The sequence below is a fragment of the Citrobacter sp. CK195 genome, assembly GCF_030333365.1.
In the GTDB taxonomy this organism is placed as follows: Bacteria; Pseudomonadota; Gammaproteobacteria; order Enterobacterales; family Enterobacteriaceae; genus Citrobacter_B; species Citrobacter_B koseri.
Genome location: NZ_JAOWGB010000023.1, coordinates 342023 through 362968 on the forward strand (window position 1 = coordinate 342023; position 20946 = coordinate 362968).

23 protein-coding genes are annotated in these 20946 nt (G+C 52.1%); 13 read left to right on the top strand and 10 right to left on the bottom strand.

Features of this window, described 5'->3' with window-relative positions:
- Positions 1-3: 3 nt before the first annotated feature.
- The 4 genes from hflD to rluE are packed head-to-tail and all read right to left on the bottom strand — an operon-like array spanning position 4 to position 2966.
- Positions 4-645, bottom strand: coding sequence for a high frequency lysogenization protein HflD (gene hflD, locus OGX93_RS10155; protein ID WP_024130407.1), 642 nt, complete (start codon positions 643-645; stop codon positions 4-6).
- A gap of 35 nt (positions 646-680) precedes the next feature.
- Positions 681-1787 (bottom strand): tRNA 2-thiouridine(34) synthase MnmA, encoded by a 1107-nt coding sequence (mnmA, locus tag OGX93_RS10160; protein ID WP_199971513.1) that lies wholly within the window; start codon positions 1785-1787, stop codon positions 681-683.
- Positions 1788-1841: 54 nt separating this feature from the next.
- Entirely contained in the window at positions 1842-2303 is a 462-nt protein-coding gene (locus tag OGX93_RS10165; RefSeq protein ID WP_286449630.1) for an NUDIX hydrolase, read from the bottom strand.
- 9 nt (positions 2304-2312) lie between these two features.
- Positions 2313-2966: a 23S rRNA pseudouridine(2457) synthase RluE gene (gene rluE / locus OGX93_RS10170; protein WP_047457460.1), complete on the bottom strand. Its 654-nt coding sequence runs from the start codon at positions 2964-2966 to the stop codon at positions 2313-2315.
- A 172-nt stretch (positions 2967-3138) separates the two neighbouring features.
- Here rluE and icd point away from each other — a divergent pair, with 172 nt between their 5' ends.
- The 3 genes from icd to OGX93_RS10185 all read left to right on the top strand — a co-directional run bounded on the left by icd (position 3139) and on the right by OGX93_RS10185 (position 6308).
- Positions 3139-4389, top strand: a complete 1251-nt coding sequence (gene icd, locus OGX93_RS10175; protein WP_047457457.1) for an NADP-dependent isocitrate dehydrogenase — start codon at positions 3139-3141, stop codon at positions 4387-4389.
- 704 nt (positions 4390-5093) lie between these two features.
- A complete protein-coding gene (locus OGX93_RS10180; RefSeq protein ID WP_024130404.1) occupies positions 5094-6053 on the top strand; it encodes a Kdo(2)-lipid IV(A) acyltransferase in 960 nt (319 codons plus the stop codon).
- Between the two features lie 123 nt (positions 6054-6176).
- Positions 6177-6308, top strand: a complete 132-nt coding sequence (locus OGX93_RS10185) for a hypothetical protein (RefSeq protein ID WP_012132696.1) — start codon at positions 6177-6179, stop codon at positions 6306-6308.
- Between the two features lie 100 nt (positions 6309-6408).
- Here the strand turns inward: OGX93_RS10185 and OGX93_RS10190 are convergent, their stop codons facing one another.
- Both OGX93_RS10190 and uspF read right to left on the bottom strand, forming a co-directional pair.
- Complete coding sequence (locus tag OGX93_RS10190; protein ID WP_130028435.1) at positions 6409-6666, bottom strand: hypothetical protein; 258 nt, start codon at positions 6664-6666, stop codon at positions 6409-6411.
- Between the two features lie 308 nt (positions 6667-6974).
- Complete coding sequence (gene uspF, locus OGX93_RS10195) at positions 6975-7403, bottom strand: universal stress protein UspF (RefSeq protein ID WP_012132695.1); 429 nt, start codon at positions 7401-7403, stop codon at positions 6975-6977.
- Positions 7404-7934: 531 nt separating this feature from the next.
- Here uspF and OGX93_RS10200 point away from each other — a divergent pair.
- From OGX93_RS10200 to OGX93_RS10230, 7 genes are all read left to right on the top strand, one after another.
- The gene (locus tag OGX93_RS10200; RefSeq protein ID WP_286449629.1) at positions 7935-9029 is read left to right on the top strand and encodes a NapC/NirT family cytochrome c; all 1095 of its coding nucleotides are present in this window, start codon (positions 7935-7937) and stop codon (positions 9027-9029) included.
- Positions 9030-9049: 20 nt separating this feature from the next.
- Positions 9050-11494: a trimethylamine-N-oxide reductase 2 gene (locus OGX93_RS10205; protein WP_200024325.1), complete on the top strand. Its 2445-nt coding sequence runs from the start codon at positions 9050-9052 to the stop codon at positions 11492-11494.
- Positions 11495-11630: 136 nt separating this feature from the next.
- Positions 11631-12281, top strand: coding sequence for a metal-binding protein ZinT (gene zinT, locus OGX93_RS10210; protein WP_024130401.1), 651 nt, complete (start codon positions 11631-11633; stop codon positions 12279-12281).
- 209 nt (positions 12282-12490) lie between these two features.
- Positions 12491-13129, top strand: a complete 639-nt coding sequence (leuE, locus tag OGX93_RS10215; RefSeq protein ID WP_012132690.1) for a leucine efflux protein LeuE — start codon at positions 12491-12493, stop codon at positions 13127-13129.
- Between the two features lie 185 nt (positions 13130-13314).
- Entirely contained in the window at positions 13315-13677 is a 363-nt protein-coding gene (yeaR, locus tag OGX93_RS10220) for a DUF1971 domain-containing protein YeaR (protein WP_024130400.1), read from the top strand.
- 3 nt (positions 13678-13680) lie between these two features.
- The gene (locus OGX93_RS10225; RefSeq protein WP_012132688.1) at positions 13681-13863 is read left to right on the top strand and encodes a DUF1869 domain-containing protein; all 183 of its coding nucleotides are present in this window, start codon (positions 13681-13683) and stop codon (positions 13861-13863) included.
- A 231-nt stretch (positions 13864-14094) separates the two neighbouring features.
- A complete protein-coding gene (locus OGX93_RS10230; protein WP_058669016.1) occupies positions 14095-14742 on the top strand; it encodes a hypothetical protein in 648 nt (215 codons plus the stop codon).
- A 63-nt stretch (positions 14743-14805) separates the two neighbouring features.
- Here OGX93_RS10230 and fdhF read toward each other — a convergent pair whose 3' ends face one another.
- Positions 14806-16953: a formate dehydrogenase subunit alpha gene (gene fdhF, locus OGX93_RS10235; RefSeq protein ID WP_115609368.1), complete on the bottom strand. Its 2148-nt coding sequence runs from the start codon at positions 16951-16953 to the stop codon at positions 14806-14808.
- A gap of 466 nt (positions 16954-17419) precedes the next feature.
- Here fdhF and OGX93_RS10240 point away from each other — a divergent pair, with 466 nt between their 5' ends.
- On the top strand, positions 17420-17668 hold the full coding sequence (locus OGX93_RS10240) for a GlsB/YeaQ/YmgE family stress response membrane protein (RefSeq protein WP_012132684.1): 249 nt from the start codon (positions 17420-17422) through the stop codon (positions 17666-17668).
- 139 nt (positions 17669-17807) lie between these two features.
- Here the strand turns inward: OGX93_RS10240 and OGX93_RS10245 are convergent, their stop codons facing one another.
- Positions 17808-17906 (bottom strand): YoaK family small membrane protein, encoded by a 99-nt coding sequence (locus OGX93_RS10245; RefSeq protein ID WP_024130398.1) that lies wholly within the window; start codon positions 17904-17906, stop codon positions 17808-17810.
- A 170-nt stretch (positions 17907-18076) separates the two neighbouring features.
- Between OGX93_RS10245 and OGX93_RS10250 the strand changes: the two genes are divergently transcribed.
- Positions 18077-18331, top strand: coding sequence for a putative hemolysin (locus OGX93_RS10250; protein WP_024130397.1), 255 nt, complete (start codon positions 18077-18079; stop codon positions 18329-18331).
- A 55-nt stretch (positions 18332-18386) separates the two neighbouring features.
- Here OGX93_RS10250 and OGX93_RS10255 read toward each other — a convergent pair whose 3' ends face one another.
- The gene (locus tag OGX93_RS10255; protein ID WP_012132682.1) at positions 18387-18734 is read right to left on the bottom strand and encodes a DUF488 domain-containing protein; all 348 of its coding nucleotides are present in this window, start codon (positions 18732-18734) and stop codon (positions 18387-18389) included.
- A gap of 217 nt (positions 18735-18951) precedes the next feature.
- Here OGX93_RS10255 and OGX93_RS10260 point away from each other — a divergent pair, with 217 nt between their 5' ends.
- Entirely contained in the window at positions 18952-19659 is a 708-nt protein-coding gene (locus OGX93_RS10260; RefSeq protein WP_012132680.1) for a CTP synthase C-terminal region-related (seleno)protein, read from the top strand.
- Positions 19660-19691: 32 nt separating this feature from the next.
- Here the strand turns inward: OGX93_RS10260 and OGX93_RS10265 are convergent, their stop codons facing one another.
- Positions 19692-20879, bottom strand: a complete 1188-nt coding sequence (locus OGX93_RS10265) for a CynX/NimT family MFS transporter (protein ID WP_200024322.1) — start codon at positions 20877-20879, stop codon at positions 19692-19694.
- Between the last annotated feature and the right edge of the window lie 67 nt (positions 20880-20946).

Genomic DNA, 20946 nt, shown 5'->3' on the forward strand with positions numbered 1-20946 from the left:
AGATCACAACTCCGGGGTTAAATGAGCAAGAATTTGTTTTGCCTGAGTGGTCAGGCGATTACGAGAAAACATTAATTGCAGGCGGCCACCGCCGACCTGGTGCCAGAGCACTGCGGCACGGATACCGGCCAGAAGCGAGGCGCGAACTTTTGCCTGCACCTGCGGGCTTTGCAGCACGGCGGGTGAGCCCGTCACCTGAATGCGCGGCCCCAGCGGGCTGATGACATCGACATAAATACCGGCCATCGCGCTCATCAGCGTTTCTGATTGCAGGTCAAAATGGTCAAGCTGACGCTGTAAGCCGTTAATGCGCTCGCCCAGCATGTCCAGCGCGCCTTTGGCGGCTGACAGTTTGCGCTCCAGCACCATCAGGCTCAGCGTATAGCGCGTCAGCTCTGCGTTCAGCCCCTGGCGGCTACTGGCATTCAGGACGCCGAGCAGGGTTTCCAGACCGAGGCGAAGGTTCGCTTCGCTGCCGCCGAATACGCCCAGCGTAGAGCTGGGGTTCATATCGATAACGCTGTTCAGTGAAACGTGTAGCGCATCGGCATCACAGTGCCCCTGGTGCGCCAGCTGTTGCACCAGGCGTGCTGACTGGCAAATGCCTGCCAGTGCGAGGGTGATGTCATAATAATTCTTTGCCACGATCACTGCTTCCTTGTATCAGTTATAGAGAATAATTATACCGGCAGGGGCAGGCGCTGCTCGATAATACCGCCGCCGAGGCACACTTCTCCGTTATAAAAGACAGCCGACTGACCCGGCGTTACTGCGGCTACCGGCTCATCAAAAATCACTTCAATGCGTTCGTCATCCAGCGCTTTCACGGTGCACGGAATGTCGGTCTGGCGGTAGCGGGTTTTCACCGTGCAGCGCAAGGGGCCGCTAAACGGTTCGCGATCGACCCAGTGAAGCTGTTGGGCAATCAGGCCGACGGACATCAGACGTGGATGCTCATGACCCTGAGCGACAACCAGAATGTTATTCTCGACATCTTTATCGACCACGTACCACGGATCTTCGGTGCCTTCTTTGGTGCCACCGATACCCAGACCTTTACGTTGGCCCAGCGTGTGGTACATCAGCCCCTGGTGCTGACCGATTTCGTCGCCGTCTACGGTGATGATTCTTCCTGGCTGCGCCGGGAGATAGCGACCGAGGAACTCGCGGAATTTACGTTCGCCGATAAAGCAGATGCCGGTAGAGTCTTTTTTCTTCGCGGTGATCAGACCGAGGTCTTCGGCAATTTTGCGTACCTGCGGTTTTTCCAGTTCACCGACCGGGAACAGGCTTTGGGCGATCTGCTCATGGCCGAGTGTGTAAAGGAAGTAGCTCTGATCTTTGTTACCGTCGAGCCCGCGCAGCAGGCGGCTTTTGCCGTCCACATCCGCGCGACGGACGTAGTGACCGGTGGCGATATAATCAGCGCCCAGGTCCTCAGCGGCAAATTCGAGGAAGGCTTTAAATTTGATCTCTTTATTACACAGAATATCCGGGTTCGGCGTGCGGCCCGCTTTGTACTCTTCCAGGAAGAGTTCAAAAACGTTGTCCCAGTATTCTGCGGCAAAGTTTACGGTATGCAGTTCAATGCCAAGTTTGTCGCAAACGGCCTGCGCATCAGCCAGGTCGGCTGCCGCTGTGCAATATTCCTCACCGTCGTCCTCTTCCCAGTTCTTCATGAACAGGCCTTCTACCTGGTAGCCCTGTTGTTGCAACAGCCAGGCGGAAACGGAGGAGTCGACACCGCCGGACATGCCGACGATCACTTTTTTTGGGCTTTCTGACATTGGAATACTCACGACATTGAACTTCAAGGCGGCGTATTCTATCACGCAGCCCTTTTACTTGACACCCTCTGTAAACGGCCAGTTAAATTCGCCGATGATCGCCAGCGGATAACATTGCCCGTTTTGCCAGCAACGAATGCTCTCGGCAACCAGCGGCGAACGCAGGTTAGGGGCGTTGAGGATCGCGTCGGCGCTGACCCAGCGACAGCAGTCAATGTCGTTGTCGTGAGGTTCAGTAGCGCACATCCTGGCAAGCTCAATGGAGAACAGGAAACGCAGGAACGGCGTGTTGTCCGGCGCGATCCATTGATGCAGACGAATAAAGTGCTGGGGTTGCGCGGTAATCCCTGTTTCTTCCCAGAGTTCGCGCGCGGCGGCTTCCACCAGCGTTTCGTCGGCTTCCAGGTGTCCGGCTGGCTGATTCCAGAGCGCTTTGCCGTTAATGGTCTCTTCCACCACGAGGAATTGACCTTCTGCATGGACGATGCAGGCAACGGTGACGTGCGGTTTGAACATGGTTTTTCCTTAATCGGTAGCGTCTCGCCATTCGCCGTTGGCAAGATTATCCAGCGTGTAGTTGCCCATTGCGTAGCGGATCAGTCGCAGCGTAGGGTAGCCGACGTGCGCCGTCATACGCCGTACCTGACGGTTACGGCCTTCATATAAGGTCACTTTGAGCCAGCGGGTGGGAATACTTTTTCGTTCGCGAATCGGCGGCGTTCTCGGCCACAGCCATTCGGGTTCGTCCACTACCTCAATGCCCGCAGGCAGAGTGGGGCCATCATTGAGCGTCACGCCATTGCGCAGGGCTTCCAGCGCTTCTGCGGTGGGTTCGCCTTCAACCTGAACGTAATAAATCTTACCGGTACGTTTGCCGGGCTGCGTCAGACGAGCCTGCAATGCGCCATCGTTGGTGAGCACCAGAAGACCTTCGCTGTCCCTGTCCAGACGACCTGCTGCATAGACGCCCTGGACAGGAATATAGTCTTTTAATGTGCTGCGCCCGGCCTCATCCGTAAATTGCGGCAAAACATCGTAAGGTTTATTGAACAAAACCACGCGTTTTGGCTGGTTTTCTTTCCGCCGCTTAGTGACTTGTCGTGAGCTGAATCGCTCAACCCGGTGATTTCTAAAAGAAGTTTTTTGCATGGTATTTTCAGGGCTTATCAATTGCCGCATTATAGCCTAATAACGAGTGTCTTTCATGGCAGCAAACAATAGGGTAGTATTGACACGCTCATTACAAATCATTAACAAAAAAGTTGCTCTAATGCATCCGTGTCGCAGGACGCAAACGCACATGCAGCGTGATGACAGACGAGCAAACCAGAAGCGCTCGAAGGAGAGGTGAATGGAAAGCAAAGTAGTTGTTCCGGCGGAAGGTAAGAAGATCACCCTGCAAAACGGCAAACTCAACGTTCCTGAAAATCCGATTATCCCGTTCATTGAAGGCGACGGTATCGGTGTTGATGTAACCCCAGCCATGCTCAAAGTGGTCGATGCCGCTGTCGAGAAAGCCTATAAAGGCGAGCGTAAAATCTCCTGGATGGAAATTTACACCGGTGAAAAATCCACTCAGGTTTATGGCCAGGATGTCTGGCTGCCTGCTGAAACCCTGGATCTGATTCGTGATTACCGCGTGGCCATCAAAGGCCCTCTGACTACCCCGGTCGGCGGCGGTATTCGTTCCCTGAACGTGGCGCTGCGTCAGGAACTCGACCTGTACGTGTGTCTGCGTCCGGTTCGTTACTATCAGGGCACCCCAAGCCCGGTTAAACACCCTGAACTGACCGACATGGTCATCTTCCGCGAAAACGCTGAAGATATTTATGCAGGTATCGAATGGAAAGCCGACTCTGCGGATGCCGAGAAAGTGATCAAATTCCTGCGTGAAGAGATGGGCGTGAAGAAAATTCGCTTCCCTGAACACTGTGGTATCGGTATTAAGCCGTGTTCCGAAGAAGGGACCAAACGTCTGGTGCGTGCGGCGATTGAATATGCCATCGCTAACGACCGTGATTCTGTGACCCTGGTTCACAAAGGCAACATCATGAAGTTCACCGAAGGCGCGTTTAAAGACTGGGGCTACCAGTTAGCGCGTGATGAATTCGGCGGCGAGCTGATCGACGGCGGCCCGTGGGTCAAAATCAAGAACCCGAACACCGGCAAAGAGATCGTGATTAAAGACGTGATCGCCGATGCGTTCCTGCAACAGATCCTGCTGCGTCCGGCTGAGTACGACGTGATTGCCTGTATGAACCTGAACGGCGACTACATCTCTGACGCCCTGGCGGCGCAGGTTGGCGGTATCGGTATCGCGCCGGGCGCGAACATCGGTGACGAGTGCGCGCTGTTCGAAGCGACTCACGGCACTGCGCCGAAGTACGCGGGCCAGGATAAAGTTAACCCGGGCTCCATCATTCTGTCTGCTGAGATGATGCTGCGCCACATGCAGTGGTTCGAAGCCGCAGATCTGATCGTCAAAGGGATGGAAGGCGCGATTGCCGCGAAGACTGTCACTTACGATTTCGAACGTCTGATGGAAGGCGCTAAGCTGCTGAAATGTTCAGAGTTTGGCGACGCGATCATCGCAAATATGTAATCCAGTTTCTGGGTTAAACAAGAACGGGAGCCTGAGGGTTCCCGTTTTTTATTATTAGCATTCGAACTTGTTTTTTGAATGTCGAACCCGCAGAGGATTAAGACGCTACTTCGCAAGTCTCCAGACGGGGAAGATGTGCATCTGCCAGTGGCTCAGACGTTTAGCCCATCAGCGAATATGGCTACGGAGCATTGTGCAAAACGGGCATGAACAACCTGGAACGGGTGAAGCATCACAGGTTCCCAAAAATGTTGTCTGCGGCTCAGTACCATGCTGACTGTAAAAACTTCCCAGAATCTTACTTTCGAGTGTGCGAACGTTATCAGGAGCCGTACCGGGTACTACGTTGGGCGGCGATTTGAATGCCAGGCAACTGAACGACGAGGCTGCCAGTGATATGGCGAATATGTTTCTGACTTTCATCTGATGATTACCCTTCTCACTAAAAGTTATGTAATAACATAACCTCAATTGTGCTTAATGAATAGACCTGAAATTGTCCGATCGGTCATGTGGCGGCGAAAAGGTAAATGACGTTTTTACGACCTCGCGGTGAGCAGGGGATAAGTCGCAAAAAATGACAAAACGACTTTTTCGTCTTTTTATAGACTTTTTGTGCTAACCGGGGCTTTAGTTTTCCCCTCTTTGTAATAGTCAGATAGCTAACACCGCAGTTATCAGTAAATCGGAACGTATTTTACTCAATGACGAGACTCCCAACATTTTCATTCGCTTTTTTTCATCCTCGCTACTGGCTGCTATGGCTGGGTATTTTCTTCTTACGATGTGCTGTTTTGCTGCCTTATCCCATTCTGCTCAGGCTTGGCGCTTGTCTGGGGAGAGTGGCCATGCGCGCATTGCCTCGCAGGGTAACAATAGCCCGTCGCAACCTGGAACTTTGCTTTAAGGCGTTACCTGCGAAGGAGCGTGAGAAATTACTGATTAAAAATTTTGAGTCGGTAGGCATGGGGGTACTTGAAACCGGTATCGCCTGGTTCTGGTCAGACAGGCGTTTACGCAAATGGTTTACGGTTACGGGTTATGAACATATGGAAAGTGCGCGAGCTGAAAATAAAGGCGTGCTTCTCATCGGTATGCACTTTCTTACTCTTGAACTTGGGGCGCGCATATTTGGGATGCTCAATCCGGGCATTGGCGTATACAGGCCGAACAATAACGCGCTGTATGACTGGTTGCAGACGCGGGGACGTCTTCGCTCAAATAAAACCATGCTCGATCGCTATGATTTAAAAGGCATGATACGAGTGCTCAAACAAGGTGAGATTGTCTGGTATGCACCTGATCATGACTATGGCGCTCGTAACAGCGTGTTTGTTCCTTTTTTTGATGTTCCCGATGCGGCGACTACCGCAGGCAGTTACATGCTTGTCAGAAGCGCGCGCCCGGCGGTTGTTCCTTTTGTTCCCCGACGCCGAGCGGATGGAAGAGGGTATGAGCTGATCATCCTCCCGGATATCGGCCATGAACTGTATGACGAGGGCAAGGAAACCGTTGCGACCAGAATGAATCGGGCGATTGAACGCGCAATCAGCCTGGCTCCTGAACAATATATGTGGCTACACCGTCGCTTTAAGACCCGACCAGCAGGCAAGCCGGCCCTGTATGGGAAGAAGGAAAACGCGATTGAGAGTAACGGCGAATAGCTCGCTTTCTGGTTTCAAACCGCCTCCGGGCGGTTACTGGTCAATAATGCCGTCATAAACCTGTCATGTGTTCGTGCTATTGGGAATTTAGTCATTCATTTTCTGCGGTCAGGGGAGGTGAAAATGGGCACGGAACATGAACGCATTCGGTCAGTATTAACGGGGCTGCTTATCGCGCTGCTGATGCTGCTTGTCATGGCCGGGTGGCCTTATCTTGTGCGTATGATCTCCGGTTATATCGCCGGGTATCTGTAAATATGCACCTGAGGATAAACAAGAACGGGAACCTGTCAGTTCCCGTTTTTTTATGTCAGTAGAATGGCGTGTTGTGAGAGTGACGACTCTGCACCTGCAATCACCAGCCAGGCAGCGTACCCCCGACACTCCACTCTTCGGAGCCAAAATCGGGTTTCTCGCCCCGGATCACACGGTTTCTTTCTTCTTTTGTCGGTTTATGGGTGGCGGCGCGGCTGGGAAGTTTTCCGGGAGTTTTTACACAGCCGAATCCCTGACAAATTGGGCTGGCGGAAGAGGGCGCGGGTTGTACTTCTGAGTCGACACAAGCCGTCAACAATACGATTGAAATCGTGCCGGCAACTCTCTTTATGTTCATAAATATCCTTTTAATGTTTAACGACTCACATGCCCTTTTCCCTGAGAGCATGAATACTCTGGCAAAAAAAGCCCGCAACAGAGTGCGGGCAAAATCATACTGGAAGCAATGTGAGCAATGTCGTGCTTTCAATACCTGTATTAGGCGCTAAGGTATTTACAGCGAGAGAATGATAACCATTATCATTTAATGATTCAACCATTCGTTTTATAAGGCTGTTTTTATCGGGAGTCATTCATCAGAAAACAGATGTGATACAAGAACGGGAGCCTGTTGGCTCCCGTTTTCGCCAGGGTTAGCGAGCGGTATTAGCGTACAACCAGAACAGGGCAGTTTGCATGGCGAACAACGGCCGCAGCAGTTGAACCCAGCAGATAGGTGCTGAAACCCGGTTGATGCGACGCAATGATAATCAGGTCGGCTTCTACCGCATCCGCCAGTTTGAGGATCTGATCTTTGGGCGGGCCGTAGACAACATGGGACTGGCTCCTGCCCTCGGGGATATTGAATTGTTTAACAATTTCCTCCAGTTTGACGGCGGCCTTTGACTGAAGACCGCTTCTATCCGGGAACTCGCTGGAGTAGGCCAGACCCAGTGAGGCATAGAACGGGACAGAAGGTATTACGGCCAAAAAATGCACCTTTGCGGTTTTAGCATGCGCCTCAACCTGCGGGATGATCTGACGGGTCAAGCTGGCTTCTGAGATATCAATCGGCACCAGAATAGAACGATACATATTCACCACCTCCTGTTTGTTTTATCTCCACCTTAAGTGTACTGGACTTATCGGTTGTATAAGAAGTAATCAGATCAAAGTTATGTGAACGAGTCCGCAAGTCGTAAGAATGTAGACACAAAACGTCCACCAGAAGGTGTTACTGACATGATGGCTGTCAGGAGAATGATTTTTACCGTGAATATCGTTATGAAGCAGTAATGGGTTCCGTTTTACTTTATTTCATTGTATATTTATTTATATAACGACGGGATATTTTCTCTCTCTTGAATCGCCATTTTAATTATTTGAAACTTTCTCCTGATATTTAATTTAATGCCGGTTTAAATATCTATATTATGCAGTGTAACTGGCTGTGTTTTAACGATTTTGTATTCATATATTCCGTTGCTGTGTAATCTGCGATCCCCTTCAAATTTACTTGCATGCTAATTCTTATTCACATCCACGCTTGATGGATATCAATAATTAACCTGCTCAGTCTAATTATTGTCTACCTCTAAAAGGGTAGTTGTCTGATGAGAATGAAGAATGAGAAAAATAAATAAAACCATTTTATGGACGATGCTGCTTTGCATCGTTCTTGGCGCAGTAATTGTTTTAGCGGGGCAATGGACGTTACATAAAACATCGAGCACTGAATTTTGTCTGTCTTGCCATACGATGCAGGCGCCTTATGAGGAGTATACGGGCTCGGTTCACTTCCAGAATCAGAAGGGGATTCGTGCGGAATGCGCGGATTGCCATATCCCGGAAGGCGGGGTGGATTACCTGGTAGCCAAGCTCCTTGCCTCGAAAGATGTCTATCATCAGTTCATCACCAAAAAAATCGACACGCCAGAGAAGTTTGAAGAGCATCGTCTGGAGATGGCGCAAACCGTTTGGGCGCAGTTGAAAGCCAGCGACTCCGCAACCTGTCGTAGCTGTCATAGCATGGATGCGATGGATCTTGACGCGCAAAGCGCTGATGCCCGCAAAATGCACCAAATGGGCATTCAGGAAAAACAAACCTGTATTGATTGCCACAAAGGCGTCGCCCACTTCCCACCCGAAATAACAATGGACGACAGCGCCCTCAAAGCGCTTGAGGCCCAGTCTGCATCTACCCCCGCATCTGCAAAAACGCTCTATGCCGTAAGCAATACCGCACTTGGCGATCTGGCAACCGTCTATCCGGCCACGCAAATGCATGTCCTGAAATCGATGGAAACGTCACGGCTGGTGGAGATTCGCGGGAGCCAGATGCAGGGGAGCGAGCAGGTTATTTACTACGCGGCAGGCCAGCGGTTGATCCTTGCCAGCCTGAGTGAGAAAGGGCAGCAATCACTCCACATTTTCTCTGACTGGAAAAAAGATGATTACGGTAACGCGTGGCGGGATGTGGCGCTACAGGGCGAGTGGAGTGGCTCTGCGCTCGCCAGCCGCGAACCGATGTGGGACTACGCGCGCAAACTCGACAATGTGTATTGCGCAGGCTGCCATGCGCCGATTCCTGCGAAGCATTTTACCCTCAATGCCTGGCCCTCTGTGGCGAAAGGGATGGGGGCTCGTACCAACATCAGTGAAAACGAACTGGATATCCTGAGCCGTTACTTCCAGTACAACGCGAAAGACATGCATGAATAGTGATAATACCAGGAGAAATCATGAAACTCACAAGACGTGACTTTATCAAGACGGCTGGAGCGGCAACCGGGACTATGGCGATTTCTTCGGTGATCCCAATGCCTGCCTGGGCCGAAAACCAAAATGGCGGCGCCATCCTGACTGCCGCACGTTGGGGGGCCGTATATGTGGAGGTCAAAGACGGCAAAGTTGTCTCTTCAAAAGGCGCATTACCTAAAACCATACCGAACTCATTGCAGCAAACCGCGCCGGATCAGGTACATACCAACGCCCGAGTAAAATACCCAATGGTGCGTAAAAGCTATCTGGAAAATCCAGGTAAAGCGGACGGTAAACGGGGAAGCGATCCCTTTGTGCGGGTGAGCTGGGAACAGGCGCTGAAACTCATTCATGAGCAGCATAGCCGTATTCGTAGCAGCTATGGCCCGTCCTCCATTTTTGCGGGTTCCTATGGCTGGCGCTCCAGCGGCGTCTTGCATAAAGCGCAAACATTGCTGCAACGCTATATGAGTATGGCCGGGGGATATGCAGGCCATACCGGGGATTATTCCACCGGGGCGGCGCAGGTTATCATGCCATATGTTGTGGGATCGGTTGAGGTATACGAACAACAGACGACATGGCCGATGGTGCTTGAGCACAGCCAGGTGGTGGTGCTGTGGGGGATGAACCCGCTCAACACGTTAAAAATTGCCTGGAGCAGTACGGATGAACAAGGGCTTGAGTATTTTAATCTGCTGAAGAAATCGGGAAAAACCGTTATCGCGATCGACCCAATGCGCTCAGAAACCATTGAGTTTTTTGGCGACAATGCAACGTGGATCGCCCCGCATATGGGAACTGACGTGGCGATGATGCTGGGGATTGCGCATACGCTGGTGAAAAAAGAGCGTCACGATAAAGCGTTCCTGGAAAAATACACCACCGGTTATCCGCAGTTTGAAGAGTATCTGCTCGGCAAGAGCGACAACGTTGAGAAAACCGCTGAATGGGCATCCGGCGTCTGTGGCGTACCCGCAGAACAGATTGAGAAACTGGCGGAAATTTTTGCCAGCAACCAAACCATGCTGATGGCGGGCTGGGGGATTCAACGTCAGCAATACGGTGAGCAAAAACACTGGATGCTGGTGACGCTGGCCGCGATGCTGGGGCAAATTGGGACGGAAGGCGGCGGTTTCGGTTTCTCCTATCACTATTCCAACGGCGGGAACCCGACGCGTACCGGTGGTGTACTGCCTGCGATATCGGCGCAAATTGAGGGGGGATCGTCGGCAGGGAACGACTGGGCGGTATCGGATGCGGTGGTGAATCTGCCTGTGGCGCGAATTGTGGAGGCGCTGGAAAACCCGGGAGGAAAATATCAGCATAATGGTAAAGAGCAGACCTTCCCGGATATCAAAATGATCTGGTGGGCAGGCGGCGCGAACTTTACTCATCATCAGGATACCAACCGCTTAATCAAAGCGTGGCAGAAGCCCGAGCTGGTGGTGATTTCCGAGTGTTACTGGACGGCGGCGGCGAAACATGCCGATATTGTTCTCCCGATCACCACATCGTTTGAACGTAACGATCTCACGATGACCGGAGACTACAGCAACCAGCATCTGGTGCCCATGAAGCAGGTGATTGCGCCGCAGTTTGAGGCCCGTAATGACTTTGACGTCTTTGCTGATTTAGCTGAGATGCTCAAACCCGGCGGCAAAGCGGTCTATACCGAAGGTAAAGATGAGATGGCGTGGCTGAAGCAATTCTACGACGCCGCGCAAAAGGCGGCTCGCGCTCAACGTGTGGCAATGCCTCAGTTCAATGCGTTCTGGCAGCAGAATAAGCTGATTGAAATGCGCGAGAACGAAAAGAACAACAAGTATGTGCGTTATGCCGATTTCCGCCATGATCCGGTCATGAATGCGCTCGGTACGCCAAGCGGTAAGATCGAGATCTATTCAAAAACCATTGAAGGTTATCACTACAAAGACTGTCCGCCTCATGCTTCATGGATTGAACCGGATGAGTGGAAAGGGTCTGCGGATAAGGATCAGCTACAGTTGCTGACCGCCCATCCGGCGCACCGTCTACACAGTCAGTTGAACTATGCGTCGTTGCGAAAAGAGTATGCCATTGCCGATCGCGAGCCGGTGACGATTCATCCAGATGATGCGAAGGCAAGGGGCATTGTCGAGGGCGACCTGGTACGCGTATGGAATGGTCGTGGTCAGGTTCTGGTCGGGGCGCACGTCAGCGACGGGATCAAGCCGGGGATCATCTGTATCCATGAAGGCGCCTGGCCTGATATCGAGAATGGCATCTGTAAAAACGGCGGCGCCAACGTGCTGACGGCGGACATCCCGACGTCAAGACTGGCGAACGGCTGCGCGGGGAATACGACCCTGGTATACGCAGAGAAATTTACCGGCGAAGCCCCAACGCTCACGGTATTTGATGAGCCAGAGATTGTCACTCTGTAACGCCGGGGACTGTTAGTTTGTTGGAATAAGCGGGAGCCTGTGTGCTCCCGTTTTTTATGCTTCTCATTCAGAGTTGAATTAATGGTGATGTTATATTATAACATTCCATCTTTACGCACTGATTGAGGGTGATATTTTGGCGATTCATTTTGAAAAATTAGCAGTAGCTCTGGGAATGCTTCTGGTTAGCGGACACGCGCTTGCGCATGGGCACCATTCACATGGCGCACCGCTAACGGAGATGGAGCAAAAGGCGGCAGAAGGCGTTTTTGACGATAAAAACGTGAAGGACAGGGCGCTAACGGACTGGGACGGTATGTGGCAGTCTGTTTATCCGTATCTGGTAAGCGGGGAGCTTGATCCGGTATTTAAAAAGAAAGCGGAGAAAGATAACAGCAAAACAGCCGAGGAGATTAAGGCCTATTACCGTAAAGGCTACGCTACCAATGTGGATACTATCGGCATTGAGAATGGCGTCATGGAATTTCACACCGGTAATCAGGTTGAGTCCTGCCAATACGATTATGCCGGACACAAAATCCTGACCTATGCATCCGGTAAAAAAGGCGTTCGCTATCTGTTTGAGTGTAAAGATGCTAAGAGCAACGCGCCTAAATATGTGCAGTTCAGCGATCATATTATCGCGCCGCGTAAGTCGAGCCATTTCCATATCTTTATGGGGAACACCTCCCAGCAGGCATTGCTTGAAGAAATGGATAACTGGCCAACCTATTATCCGTACCAGCTGAAGGCCGAAGAGGTCGTCGACGAGATGTTGCACCACTAATATGTTGTTATTATGGCGGGCCCGGCAGGACCCGCCATCGTGTTGTGACGGTGTTCCAAAAGAGCGATATCTGTCATAAGTAGGGCGCCTTTGCCGGTAAATATCATGATATAACGCAACGCTATGATTTCCCTTCCCATCATTCAGTTCATTCGTTAGCATATTGTTTCGCAGTAAAGCGTATCTGTTTTTTTCAGGAAGAGGTTAACGTGTTCGCAGAGTATGGAGTTCTGAACTACTGGACGTATCTGGTTGGGGCCATTTTTATCGTGCTGGTGCCGGGGCCTAATACGATATTTGTGCTGAAAAACAGCGTCGGGCGAGGGATGAAAGGCGGGTATCTCGCCGCCAGCGGCGTGTTCATTGGCGATGCGGTGCTGATGTTTCTGGCGTACGCGGGCGTCGCAACATTAATAAAAACAACGCCGGTGCTGTTTAATATCGTTCGTTATCTCGGCGCTTTTTATCTGCTGTATCTTGGTGCGAAGATCCTTTACGCCACGCTCAAATCGAAAGGGAGCGAAGTGGCGCATGATGAGGTTCCGTTTGGCGCAATCTTTAAACGTGCCTTAATTCTGAGCCTGACCAATCCCAAAGCCATCCTTTTTTACGTTTCGTTTTTCGTCCAGTTTATTGACGTCAATGCGCCGCACGCGGGGCTGTCATTTTTTATCCTGGCGACAACGCTTGAAGTGGTGAGCTTTTTCTATCTGAGCTTCCTGATTATTTCGGGCGCTTTTGTAACGCAGTACATTCGCACGAAAAAGAAACTGGCGAAGGTGGGGAATTCCCTTATCGGTTTGATTTTCGTTGGTTTTGCCGCACGTCTGGCGACGCTTCAGTCATAACGCCATCAGGCCCGTGCACTCTGTGGGCCTTCTGTTTTTACTTTTTGTTTAAAGATGATGCTCACCGCCACGCGCGACGGAAAAAATAACCAATAAATGGTATTTAAAACACATCTTATGAGGCGTACCCTTTTTACAGCAGCGATTCAGTAAGATCGCTGGTTGTTACTGGAAGAGGGAATAAAATGCTTCAAATTCCACAAAATCATATCCATACACGCTCCACTCCGTTCTGGAATAAAGACACCGCGCCAGCCGGAATTTTCGAACGCCACCTTGATAAAGGAACCCGACCAGGGGTTTATCCTCGCCTGTCGGTTATGCAGGGGGCGGTCAAATATCTCGGATACGCAGATGAACACAGCCCGGAACCGGAAAAAGTGATGATCATTGAAGCCGGTCAGTTCGGCGTTTTTCCCCCGGAAAAATGGCACAACATCGAAGTGATGAGCGACGATACCTACTTTAACATCGACTTTTTTGTTGCACCGGAAGTGCTGATGGAAAGCGCCAGCCAACGAAAAGTCATTCATACCGGGAAGGAGTAAATCATGGGCAAAGCGACCTATACCGTTACCGTAACCAATAACAGCAACGGTGTTTCAGTTGATTATGAAACTGAAGCGCCGATGACACTGCTGGTCCCGGACGTTGCGGCAGAAGTGGTGAAAGATCTGGTGAACACCGTGCGCTCATACGACACCGAAAACGAGCACGACGTTTGCGGCTGGTGATCCCGTTCGGGAAGCCTGCGACCGCGATTTTTTAACCGTTACGCTAAACCGCACAGCGCTATCACGACGCTGGGCGGTTTTTTTTCGCCTGATATCAGCATGTACCTGACAACTGAAATTAATTGAAAAGAAATATTAAGGAAACCTTAAGAACATCGCATTGTTTGTTAATGCTATGGCATTCATAAAATATATGATTGAGCATCAAACACTGAACAGAAAATGACCACCATGAAATTTGATACTCGATTGACCTCGTCGGCTCTCGTCCTTGCGCTTGTTGCGTTGGTTATTCCTTTCACTGCGAACTGGCACGTACCTCTGCTAAATGGCGTCGTGGTGTTATGGATTGAAAATGGGCAGGCGCTATGGCTACTGTTTGGTGCGCTATTTACCGCCTGGTATATCAGGCCGTTGTCTCGCCCTGACGGCGCAAAGCAGTTTTGGCTTTGGGCGGTGGTGTGGTGGCTGGTGTTGTTAGGGCGAAGCACCAGCTGGGGGCGCGACTATTTTCCTGATCATCCCAAAATGATCTTCCGGGGGATTTCCGTCGTCCTGATCGCCGCGCTTGTGCTTCCGGTATTGATCTCAAAGACTTTGCGCCAGGAAATTGCGCGTCGGCTGCGTGAAGAATCCCTGCCGCTGTGGTTGCTAACTGTTACTGCCTGTGCGTTTTTAATTTCCGATACGGTGGAGCATCATCGGTTACTGGCGCCGCTGTTCCTGCACAGTAAGCAATACACCGATTTGATTGAAGAACTGTACGAATTGCCGTTCATGATCGGGCTTTTTTTGGTTACGCTGACGTTTATGAAACGCGATAAACAAGATGAATATATTGCGTTGCAGACGGCGGAACCGCAGCATGCGGAATATTGAGGTTCGCTGATGAAAACGCCCGGGTTCCTTTTCCCGAACCCGGGCTAACTGGCACAGCGCGGCTTATGCAATTGCCTCGCATAAACGCGACTTCATATCGCTGTACGATTGGGCAGCATGGTTTTCCGCCCAGCGCTGATCGGTAATGGCTTCGACCTTCACGGCGCAGTATTTGGTTTCAGGCGTTTTCGAAATCGGATCAAGATTATCCTGAGTCAGTTCGTTACAGGCGCCTATCCACCATTGATAGGTCATATAGACCGTTCCCTGGTTAATGCGATCTGAAACATCGGCCCGGCTGATGACTTTACCGCGACGTGAACTCACCCACACCAGTTCGCGATGACGAATCCCCAGTTTTTCCGCGTCGTTCGTGTTGATTTGCACGTTGCCAGGTTCATCTGCCAGCGCCTGTAGCGCAGCGCAGTTGCCGGTCATTGAGCGGCAGGAATAGTGTCCCACTTCGCGAACGGTACAGAGCACCATCGGGAACGCATCATCAGGAACTTCCGCCGGAGCCCGCCACGGCGCGGCGAATAACTTGCCTTTGCCGCTGGGCGTATCAAACTGACTATGTGCGTAAAGATACGGTGTGCCGGGGTGATCAAGGTCCGGGCACGGCCACTGCACATGCCCCATATCGCCCATTTTCTCCCAGGTGACGCCGTAGAAAAGCGGACACAGTTCGCGCATCTCATCCCAGATGTGCTGGTTACTTTCATAATGCATCGGGTAGCCCATTTCGGTCGCCAGCAGACTGATAATCTCCCAGTCGCGCTTCACATCTCCGGTGGGGTCGATGGCTTTTTCAAACCGCTGGAAGCCACGGTCGGCACAGGTGAAGACGCCGCCGTGTTCGCCCCATGAGGTCGCGGGCAGGAGAACATCCGCCATTTCTGCCGTTTTGGTCATGAAAATATCCTGCACCACGATAAAGTCCAGCGCCTCGAAACCGGCCCGCACCAGCCCCAGGTCGGCCTCGGTTTGCAGCGGATCTTCCCCCATGATGTAGTAGGCTTTAATTTTGCCTTCCATCGCCAGGTGCGGCACCTCGGTAATACGCGTGCCGACTTTGTCATCCATCAGGCTGGCATCGATTCCCCAGGCTTGCGCGAATTTCTCTCTGGCGGTTGCATCCGTTACGTCCTGGTAGCCGGGGAACTGGTTAGGCAGAACGCCCATATCGCACGCTCCCTGGACGTTGTTCTGACCGCGTACCGGGCCGACGCCGACGTCAGGACGCCCCAGATTGCCCGTCAGCAGCGCCAGGCTCGACAAACCGCGCACGACGTCGACAGCCTGACCAAACTGGGTCACGCCCATTCCCCACATGACCGTGGCGGAAGGGGCGGCGGCGAACGTTCGCATCGCCTGACGCACCTGCTGGGCAGGGACGCCGGTTAAATGTTCGACGGATTCCGGGGCGTAATCTTTTACGGTCTCCCGGTAGGCCTCCAGTCCTTCCGTGTGCTTTTGTACGTACTCCGTGTCGTAAAGGTGTTCATCAAGCAGAACGTAGCCAAAGGCGTTAACCAGCGCCATATTGCAGCCGTTGTTCAGTTGCAGATGCTGATCGGCAATACGGGCGGTTTCAATGCGCCGGGGATCGCACACGATAATTTTGGCGCCGTTCTGCCTGGCCTTAATGACTCTGCGCGCGACAATAGGGTGAGAGTCTGCGCAGTTATAGCCGAAAATCAGCAGGCACTTGGAGTTCTCTATATCGCTGATGGAGTTACTCATCGCCCCATTACCCAGCGTCTCCTGCAACCCGGCGACGGAAGGGCCGTGGCATACGCGGGCGCAGCAATCGACATTGTTGGTATTGAGTACGGCGCGGGCGAATTTCTGCATGACGTAGTTGGTTTCATTCCCTGTCCCACGGGAAGAGCCTGTCGTCATAATGGCGCGGGGCCCAAAGGTTTCTTTAATGGCGGATAAGCGTTGTGCGGTATAGCGGATTGCTTCATCCCAACTGACGGGGGTAAATTTTCCGCCTTTTTGATAGCGGATCATCGGGCGGGTCAGACGTGGCGTCAAAAGCCGCGTGTCGTTAAGGAAGTCCCAACCATAGTAGCCTTTCAGGCATAACTGGTTCTGGTTGGTTACACCCTCTGCGCCTTCGGCACGGATAATTTTGTTATTTTCAACAACAAGCTTGAGCTTGCACCCGGCCCCACAGTACGGGCACACACTGGTGATTTTTTTCATCAATAACAGACCTGTTAAAAGCTGAAATAGCGCGAATTGTAGACGAAGCCGACGCGCGACATGGCGCTGGCTTCGGTTTGTCGTAGCGACGGGCTGTTAAAGCACAAACCGTGCCAGAAACAGAAACTCAGGCGCGGCGGGGCTTGTCTGCGAAAAGATGAAGAAAATGACAGGGGATTCGTCATAAATGACGAGTAAACGTCAAAAAAAAGCCCGCACTCAGTGAGGCGGGCAAAAATACTGGAAGCAATGTGAGCAATGTCGTACTGAATACCTGAGTGATTTGCTCAACTATTCAGTAATGAGAAAGATAATCTTTATCATCTAAACTTGCAACCCCAACTTTTATGGGAGTAAAGAAAAAATAATAAAAGTGACATTTATCACAAATTTCAATTCTCTGATGATGTGCTATTCTTTTTAACGGCGAGTAAACCGCTAACGTACAAACATAAGTGAGGAAAAAATGGGCATTATTTCATGGATTATCTTTGGGCTTATTGCAGGTATTCTGGCGAAGTGGATTATGCCTGGTAAGGATGGCGGCGGATTCTTCATGACGATCATCCTGGGGATCGTCGGTGCCGTGGTAGGGGGATGGATCAGCACGTTCTTCGGGTTTGGCAAAGTTGACGGCTTCAACTTTGGCAGCTTTGCCGTAGCGGTTATCGGCGCGATTGTCGTTCTGTTTATCTACAGAAAAATCAAAAGTTAAGCGAAGTAGTTCGTAAGACGAAAAGGCTACCGTTGGTGGCCTTTATTATTTTGATAAGCCCGTTACCACCAGCCCAGGTTGGTTCCTGCCACCGCGATAATCGCAATGCCAATCATGATGAGCGTCGTTTTCTTCATCGTTACGCCCCCGGCGTGGCGTAGCCGCCGATGAAAAACCATGCCAAAAAAGTCACCGCCGTGATGAAAATTACGACAGGAAAAATAATGCCTAATTTCATGCTATCACCCGTTCTCGTTATAGGAAGACGAGCAAGGATAGCAGGGCGTCGTGCGTGACAAAAGATGTTTTAACGTCACGCTTTTCATTCTGATACGCATCGCAAGAAAACATGGAGATACAACGGCAGGCGGGTTAACCTGTCGGGGTGTAATGTTAACGGGAGTTCATATGAGATTCATGTTTGTCGCGCTGCCGTGCGCGTTGGCGCTCTCCGCCTGTTCGTCGTCATCCCAGCCCGAGGCGCCGAAACCTCCGCAGATAGGTATGGCAAACCCGGCTGCCGTCTATTGCGAACAGAAGGGCGGTACGCGAGTGCCCGTTCAAAGCCCGCAAGGGGTACGCACGGAATGTAAACTACCCGGCGGTGAAGTGATTGAAGAGTGGGATCTCTGGCGCAGAGATCATCCTGCCAGCGGTAAGTGACACCCGGCGCATCGCTTTGCGCGTGCGCCGTGTTTTGGCGGATTTTGTGTGCGAATCACAATCCGCGTAGCCAGTCGGCCAGGACAAGTGCGTGATTCTGCTCTGTGTTCTTTGCCGCATATAGCAGGGTCAGCGTCTGCTGGCGGGCAATATCCGCCAGCCGTTTACCTTCCTGCTTCTGTTGGTCGAGTTCACTCCGGTATTGCTCAGTAAAGTTCTTGAAATCAATCACTTCAGAGTGAAAGGCCTTGCGTAATTCAGATGAAGGCGTCAGCGTTTTATCCCACTCGTCAAAGGCCAGATCGGTTTTTTTGACCCCTCGCGGCCACAGCCTGTCAACCAGTACACGGTAGCCGTCGCTTTTTTCTGCCGGGTCGTAGACGCGTTTACACTGAATTTTCATCCTTTTCTCTCCTCAATCCAGGCCATGACTTCATTAATCTGATTGCCGGAAAATCGTGCCGCGTCATGCTGACGTAGCAGGCTGTTTCTGAAACGTAGAACGTCATCACTATAGCACTTCGAACCTCCTCAATTTAAGGGATTGTGATAACAGTAAAAGATCGGTAGTCTGAGGTTCCTTATGTTGTCCCTCATTGCATTGACATAAGGAACGCCTCATGGAACTTTCCCCTGTTAAAGACACGCTACGTATTGCGCTGGTGGGTGATTACAACCCCGATATTGTGGCGCACCAGGCCATTCCCCTTGCTATTGATGATGCGGCCGCTGTGCTGGAGTTAATGGCGGACTATGACTGGCTGACGACGCCCGACATCAATAGTGACGAAGATTTGGTGGGCTATGATGCCATCTGGGTTGTTCCCGGCAGTCCCTATAAAAATACCGAAGGGGCACTGATTGCTATTCGCTATGCCCGTGAAAACAGCATTCCTTTTCTGGGAACCTGCGGCGGATTCCAGCACGCGATCCTCGAGTATGCCCGCAACGTGCTGGGCTGGCGCGATGCGGCGCACGCCGAAACTGATGCTTCCGGCCGGATGGTTATCGCCCCGTTGAGCTGCTCGCTGGTGGAAAAAACGGATGATATCGAACTGAGGGCGAATACGCTGGTCGCCAAAGCCTACGGGCAGGACGTTATCTCCGAAGGGTATCACTGCAACTACGGGGTATCAGAGGATTTTGCCGCTGAACTTGAGAATGGCGATTTGCGGGTTACCGGGTGGGATGAGGCGGGAGACATCCGTGCCGTGGAACTGGTAACGCATCCCTTTTTCGTTGGTACGCTTTTTCAGCATGAACGTGGCGCGCTGGCGGGAAAACCCGTTCCCCTGGTGCAGGCGATGCTGCGAGCCGCACGGGGATAAAAACAAGGGCAGGTCAATGCCTGCCCGTTCGGTTATTTTGCTGCGATCTCCCGATCGCGTCCGGCATAAAGGCCGAATATCGCCATCGCGACCGCCAGAACCGCCACGCCAATTAGCGGGATGTGCCAGTCGCCGTTGGCATCATGAATCTTACCCATCAACGGCGGCCCACATGCCGCCAGCAGATAGCCGACAGATTGCGCCATGCCTGAAAGCGCCGCCGCCTGGTGCGCGGAACTGGCGCGCAGCCCGATAAACGTCAGACCCAAAATCATCGTCGCGCCAGAGCCAAACCCAAACAGAATCGTCCACAGCACCGCCTGTTCCGGCACAAACCAGAACCCGGCCGCGCCGAGAGCGCACATGAGCGATACCAGCGCGGCAATACTGCGCTGATCCTTGAACCGGTGCAGGATGAGCGGAATCAACAGTCCCGGCGCAGCCGTCGCCAGTTGCAGCAGACCGTGTAGCGATCCGGCCTGCGCTTCACTGTAGCCGTGGCTGATTAAAATCGCGGGCAGCCAGCCGATGATAACGTAATAGATAAGCGAGTTAATGCCGAGGAATAAGGTGACCTGCCAGGCGAGGGAAGATCGCCAGATGCCGCGCGAGTGTAGCGCGCGGGAGCTGCTCAGGTTGGCGGTGGCCGTGTTGCGCCACTGCGGCAGCCAGATAAGAAAGGCCAGCAGGGGAAACAGCATCAGCATTAACAGCGCGCCGCGCCAGCCAAAGCCATGCAACGCCAGCGGTACGACCATTGCCGAACCCACCGCCGCTGCGGCGCCCATCGTCAATGAATAGGCGCCGGTCAGTTTTGCCACATGCTGCGAATAATCGCGTTTAATCAGCCCGGGGAGCAGCACGTTTCCCAGCGCGATACCGCAACCAATAATGGCTGTGCCGGTAAACAGGAAGCTGGCAGAAGGCAGCGAGCGCACGGCAATACCGAAGCAAATCAACAGCATGGCGGCAAACAGGCTACGTTCCATGCCGAACCGGCGCGCAATGTTTGCCGCCAGCGGAGAGACCAGCGCGAAAGCCAGCAAGGGAAGCGTGGTCAGGAGGCCCGTTTGTGCGGTAGTTAGCCCGTAATCCGCACGAATCGTCTCCAGTAACGGCGCAGCGCCAGTGAAGGTAACGCGCAGCGTCGTCGCAATCATCAGAATACCGGCAATCAGTAATGCAGCGTTTTTGCCACGTAATGAAGGGGAAATAGTCATTGTTTTCTCATATCAACAGGCGAGGCGATACCTTACCGTTTTTACTCTCTGGATCAATCAAGCTAAA

Bases quoted from the DNA above. Each gene is read 5' to 3' on its own strand.
- mnmA (WP_199971513.1), bottom strand. From the start codon at position 1,787: ATGTCAGAAAGCCCAAAAAAAGTGATCGTCGGCATGTCCGGCGGTGTC.
- OGX93_RS10165 (WP_286449630.1), bottom strand. From the start codon at position 2,303: ATGTTCAAACCGCACGTCACCGTTGCCTGCATCGTCCATGCAGAAGGT.
- rluE (WP_047457460.1), bottom strand. From the start codon at position 2,966: ATGCGGCAATTGATAAGCCCTGAAAATACCATGCAAAAAACTTCTTTT.
- icd (WP_047457457.1), top strand. From the start codon at position 3,139: ATGGAAAGCAAAGTAGTTGTTCCGGCGGAAGGTAAGAAGATCACCCTG.
- OGX93_RS10180 (WP_024130404.1), top strand. From the start codon at position 5,094: ATGACGAGACTCCCAACATTTTCATTCGCTTTTTTTCATCCTCGCTAC.
- OGX93_RS10185 (WP_012132696.1), top strand. From the start codon at position 6,177: ATGGGCACGGAACATGAACGCATTCGGTCAGTATTAACGGGGCTGCTT.
- OGX93_RS10190 (WP_130028435.1), bottom strand. From the start codon at position 6,666: ATGAACATAAAGAGAGTTGCCGGCACGATTTCAATCGTATTGTTGACG.
- uspF (WP_012132695.1), bottom strand. From the start codon at position 7,403: ATGTATCGTTCTATTCTGGTGCCGATTGATATCTCAGAAGCCAGCTTG.
- OGX93_RS10200 (WP_286449629.1), top strand. From the start codon at position 7,935: ATGAGAAAAATAAATAAAACCATTTTATGGACGATGCTGCTTTGCATC.
- OGX93_RS10205 (WP_200024325.1), top strand. From the start codon at position 9,050: ATGAAACTCACAAGACGTGACTTTATCAAGACGGCTGGAGCGGCAACC.
- yeaR (WP_024130400.1), top strand. From the start codon at position 13,315: ATGCTTCAAATTCCACAAAATCATATCCATACACGCTCCACTCCGTTC.
- OGX93_RS10225 (WP_012132688.1), top strand. From the start codon at position 13,681: ATGGGCAAAGCGACCTATACCGTTACCGTAACCAATAACAGCAACGGT.
- OGX93_RS10230 (WP_058669016.1), top strand. From the start codon at position 14,095: ATGAAATTTGATACTCGATTGACCTCGTCGGCTCTCGTCCTTGCGCTT.
- fdhF (WP_115609368.1), bottom strand. From the start codon at position 16,953: ATGAAAAAAATCACCAGTGTGTGCCCGTACTGTGGGGCCGGGTGCAAG.
- OGX93_RS10240 (WP_012132684.1), top strand. From the start codon at position 17,420: ATGGGCATTATTTCATGGATTATCTTTGGGCTTATTGCAGGTATTCTG.
- OGX93_RS10245 (WP_024130398.1), bottom strand. From the start codon at position 17,906: ATGAAATTAGGCATTATTTTTCCTGTCGTAATTTTCATCACGGCGGTG.
- OGX93_RS10250 (WP_024130397.1), top strand. From the start codon at position 18,077: ATGAGATTCATGTTTGTCGCGCTGCCGTGCGCGTTGGCGCTCTCCGCC.
- OGX93_RS10255 (WP_012132682.1), bottom strand. From the start codon at position 18,734: ATGAAAATTCAGTGTAAACGCGTCTACGACCCGGCAGAAAAAAGCGAC.
- OGX93_RS10260 (WP_012132680.1), top strand. From the start codon at position 18,952: ATGGAACTTTCCCCTGTTAAAGACACGCTACGTATTGCGCTGGTGGGT.
- OGX93_RS10265 (WP_200024322.1), bottom strand. From the start codon at position 20,879: ATGACTATTTCCCCTTCATTACGTGGCAAAAACGCTGCATTACTGATT.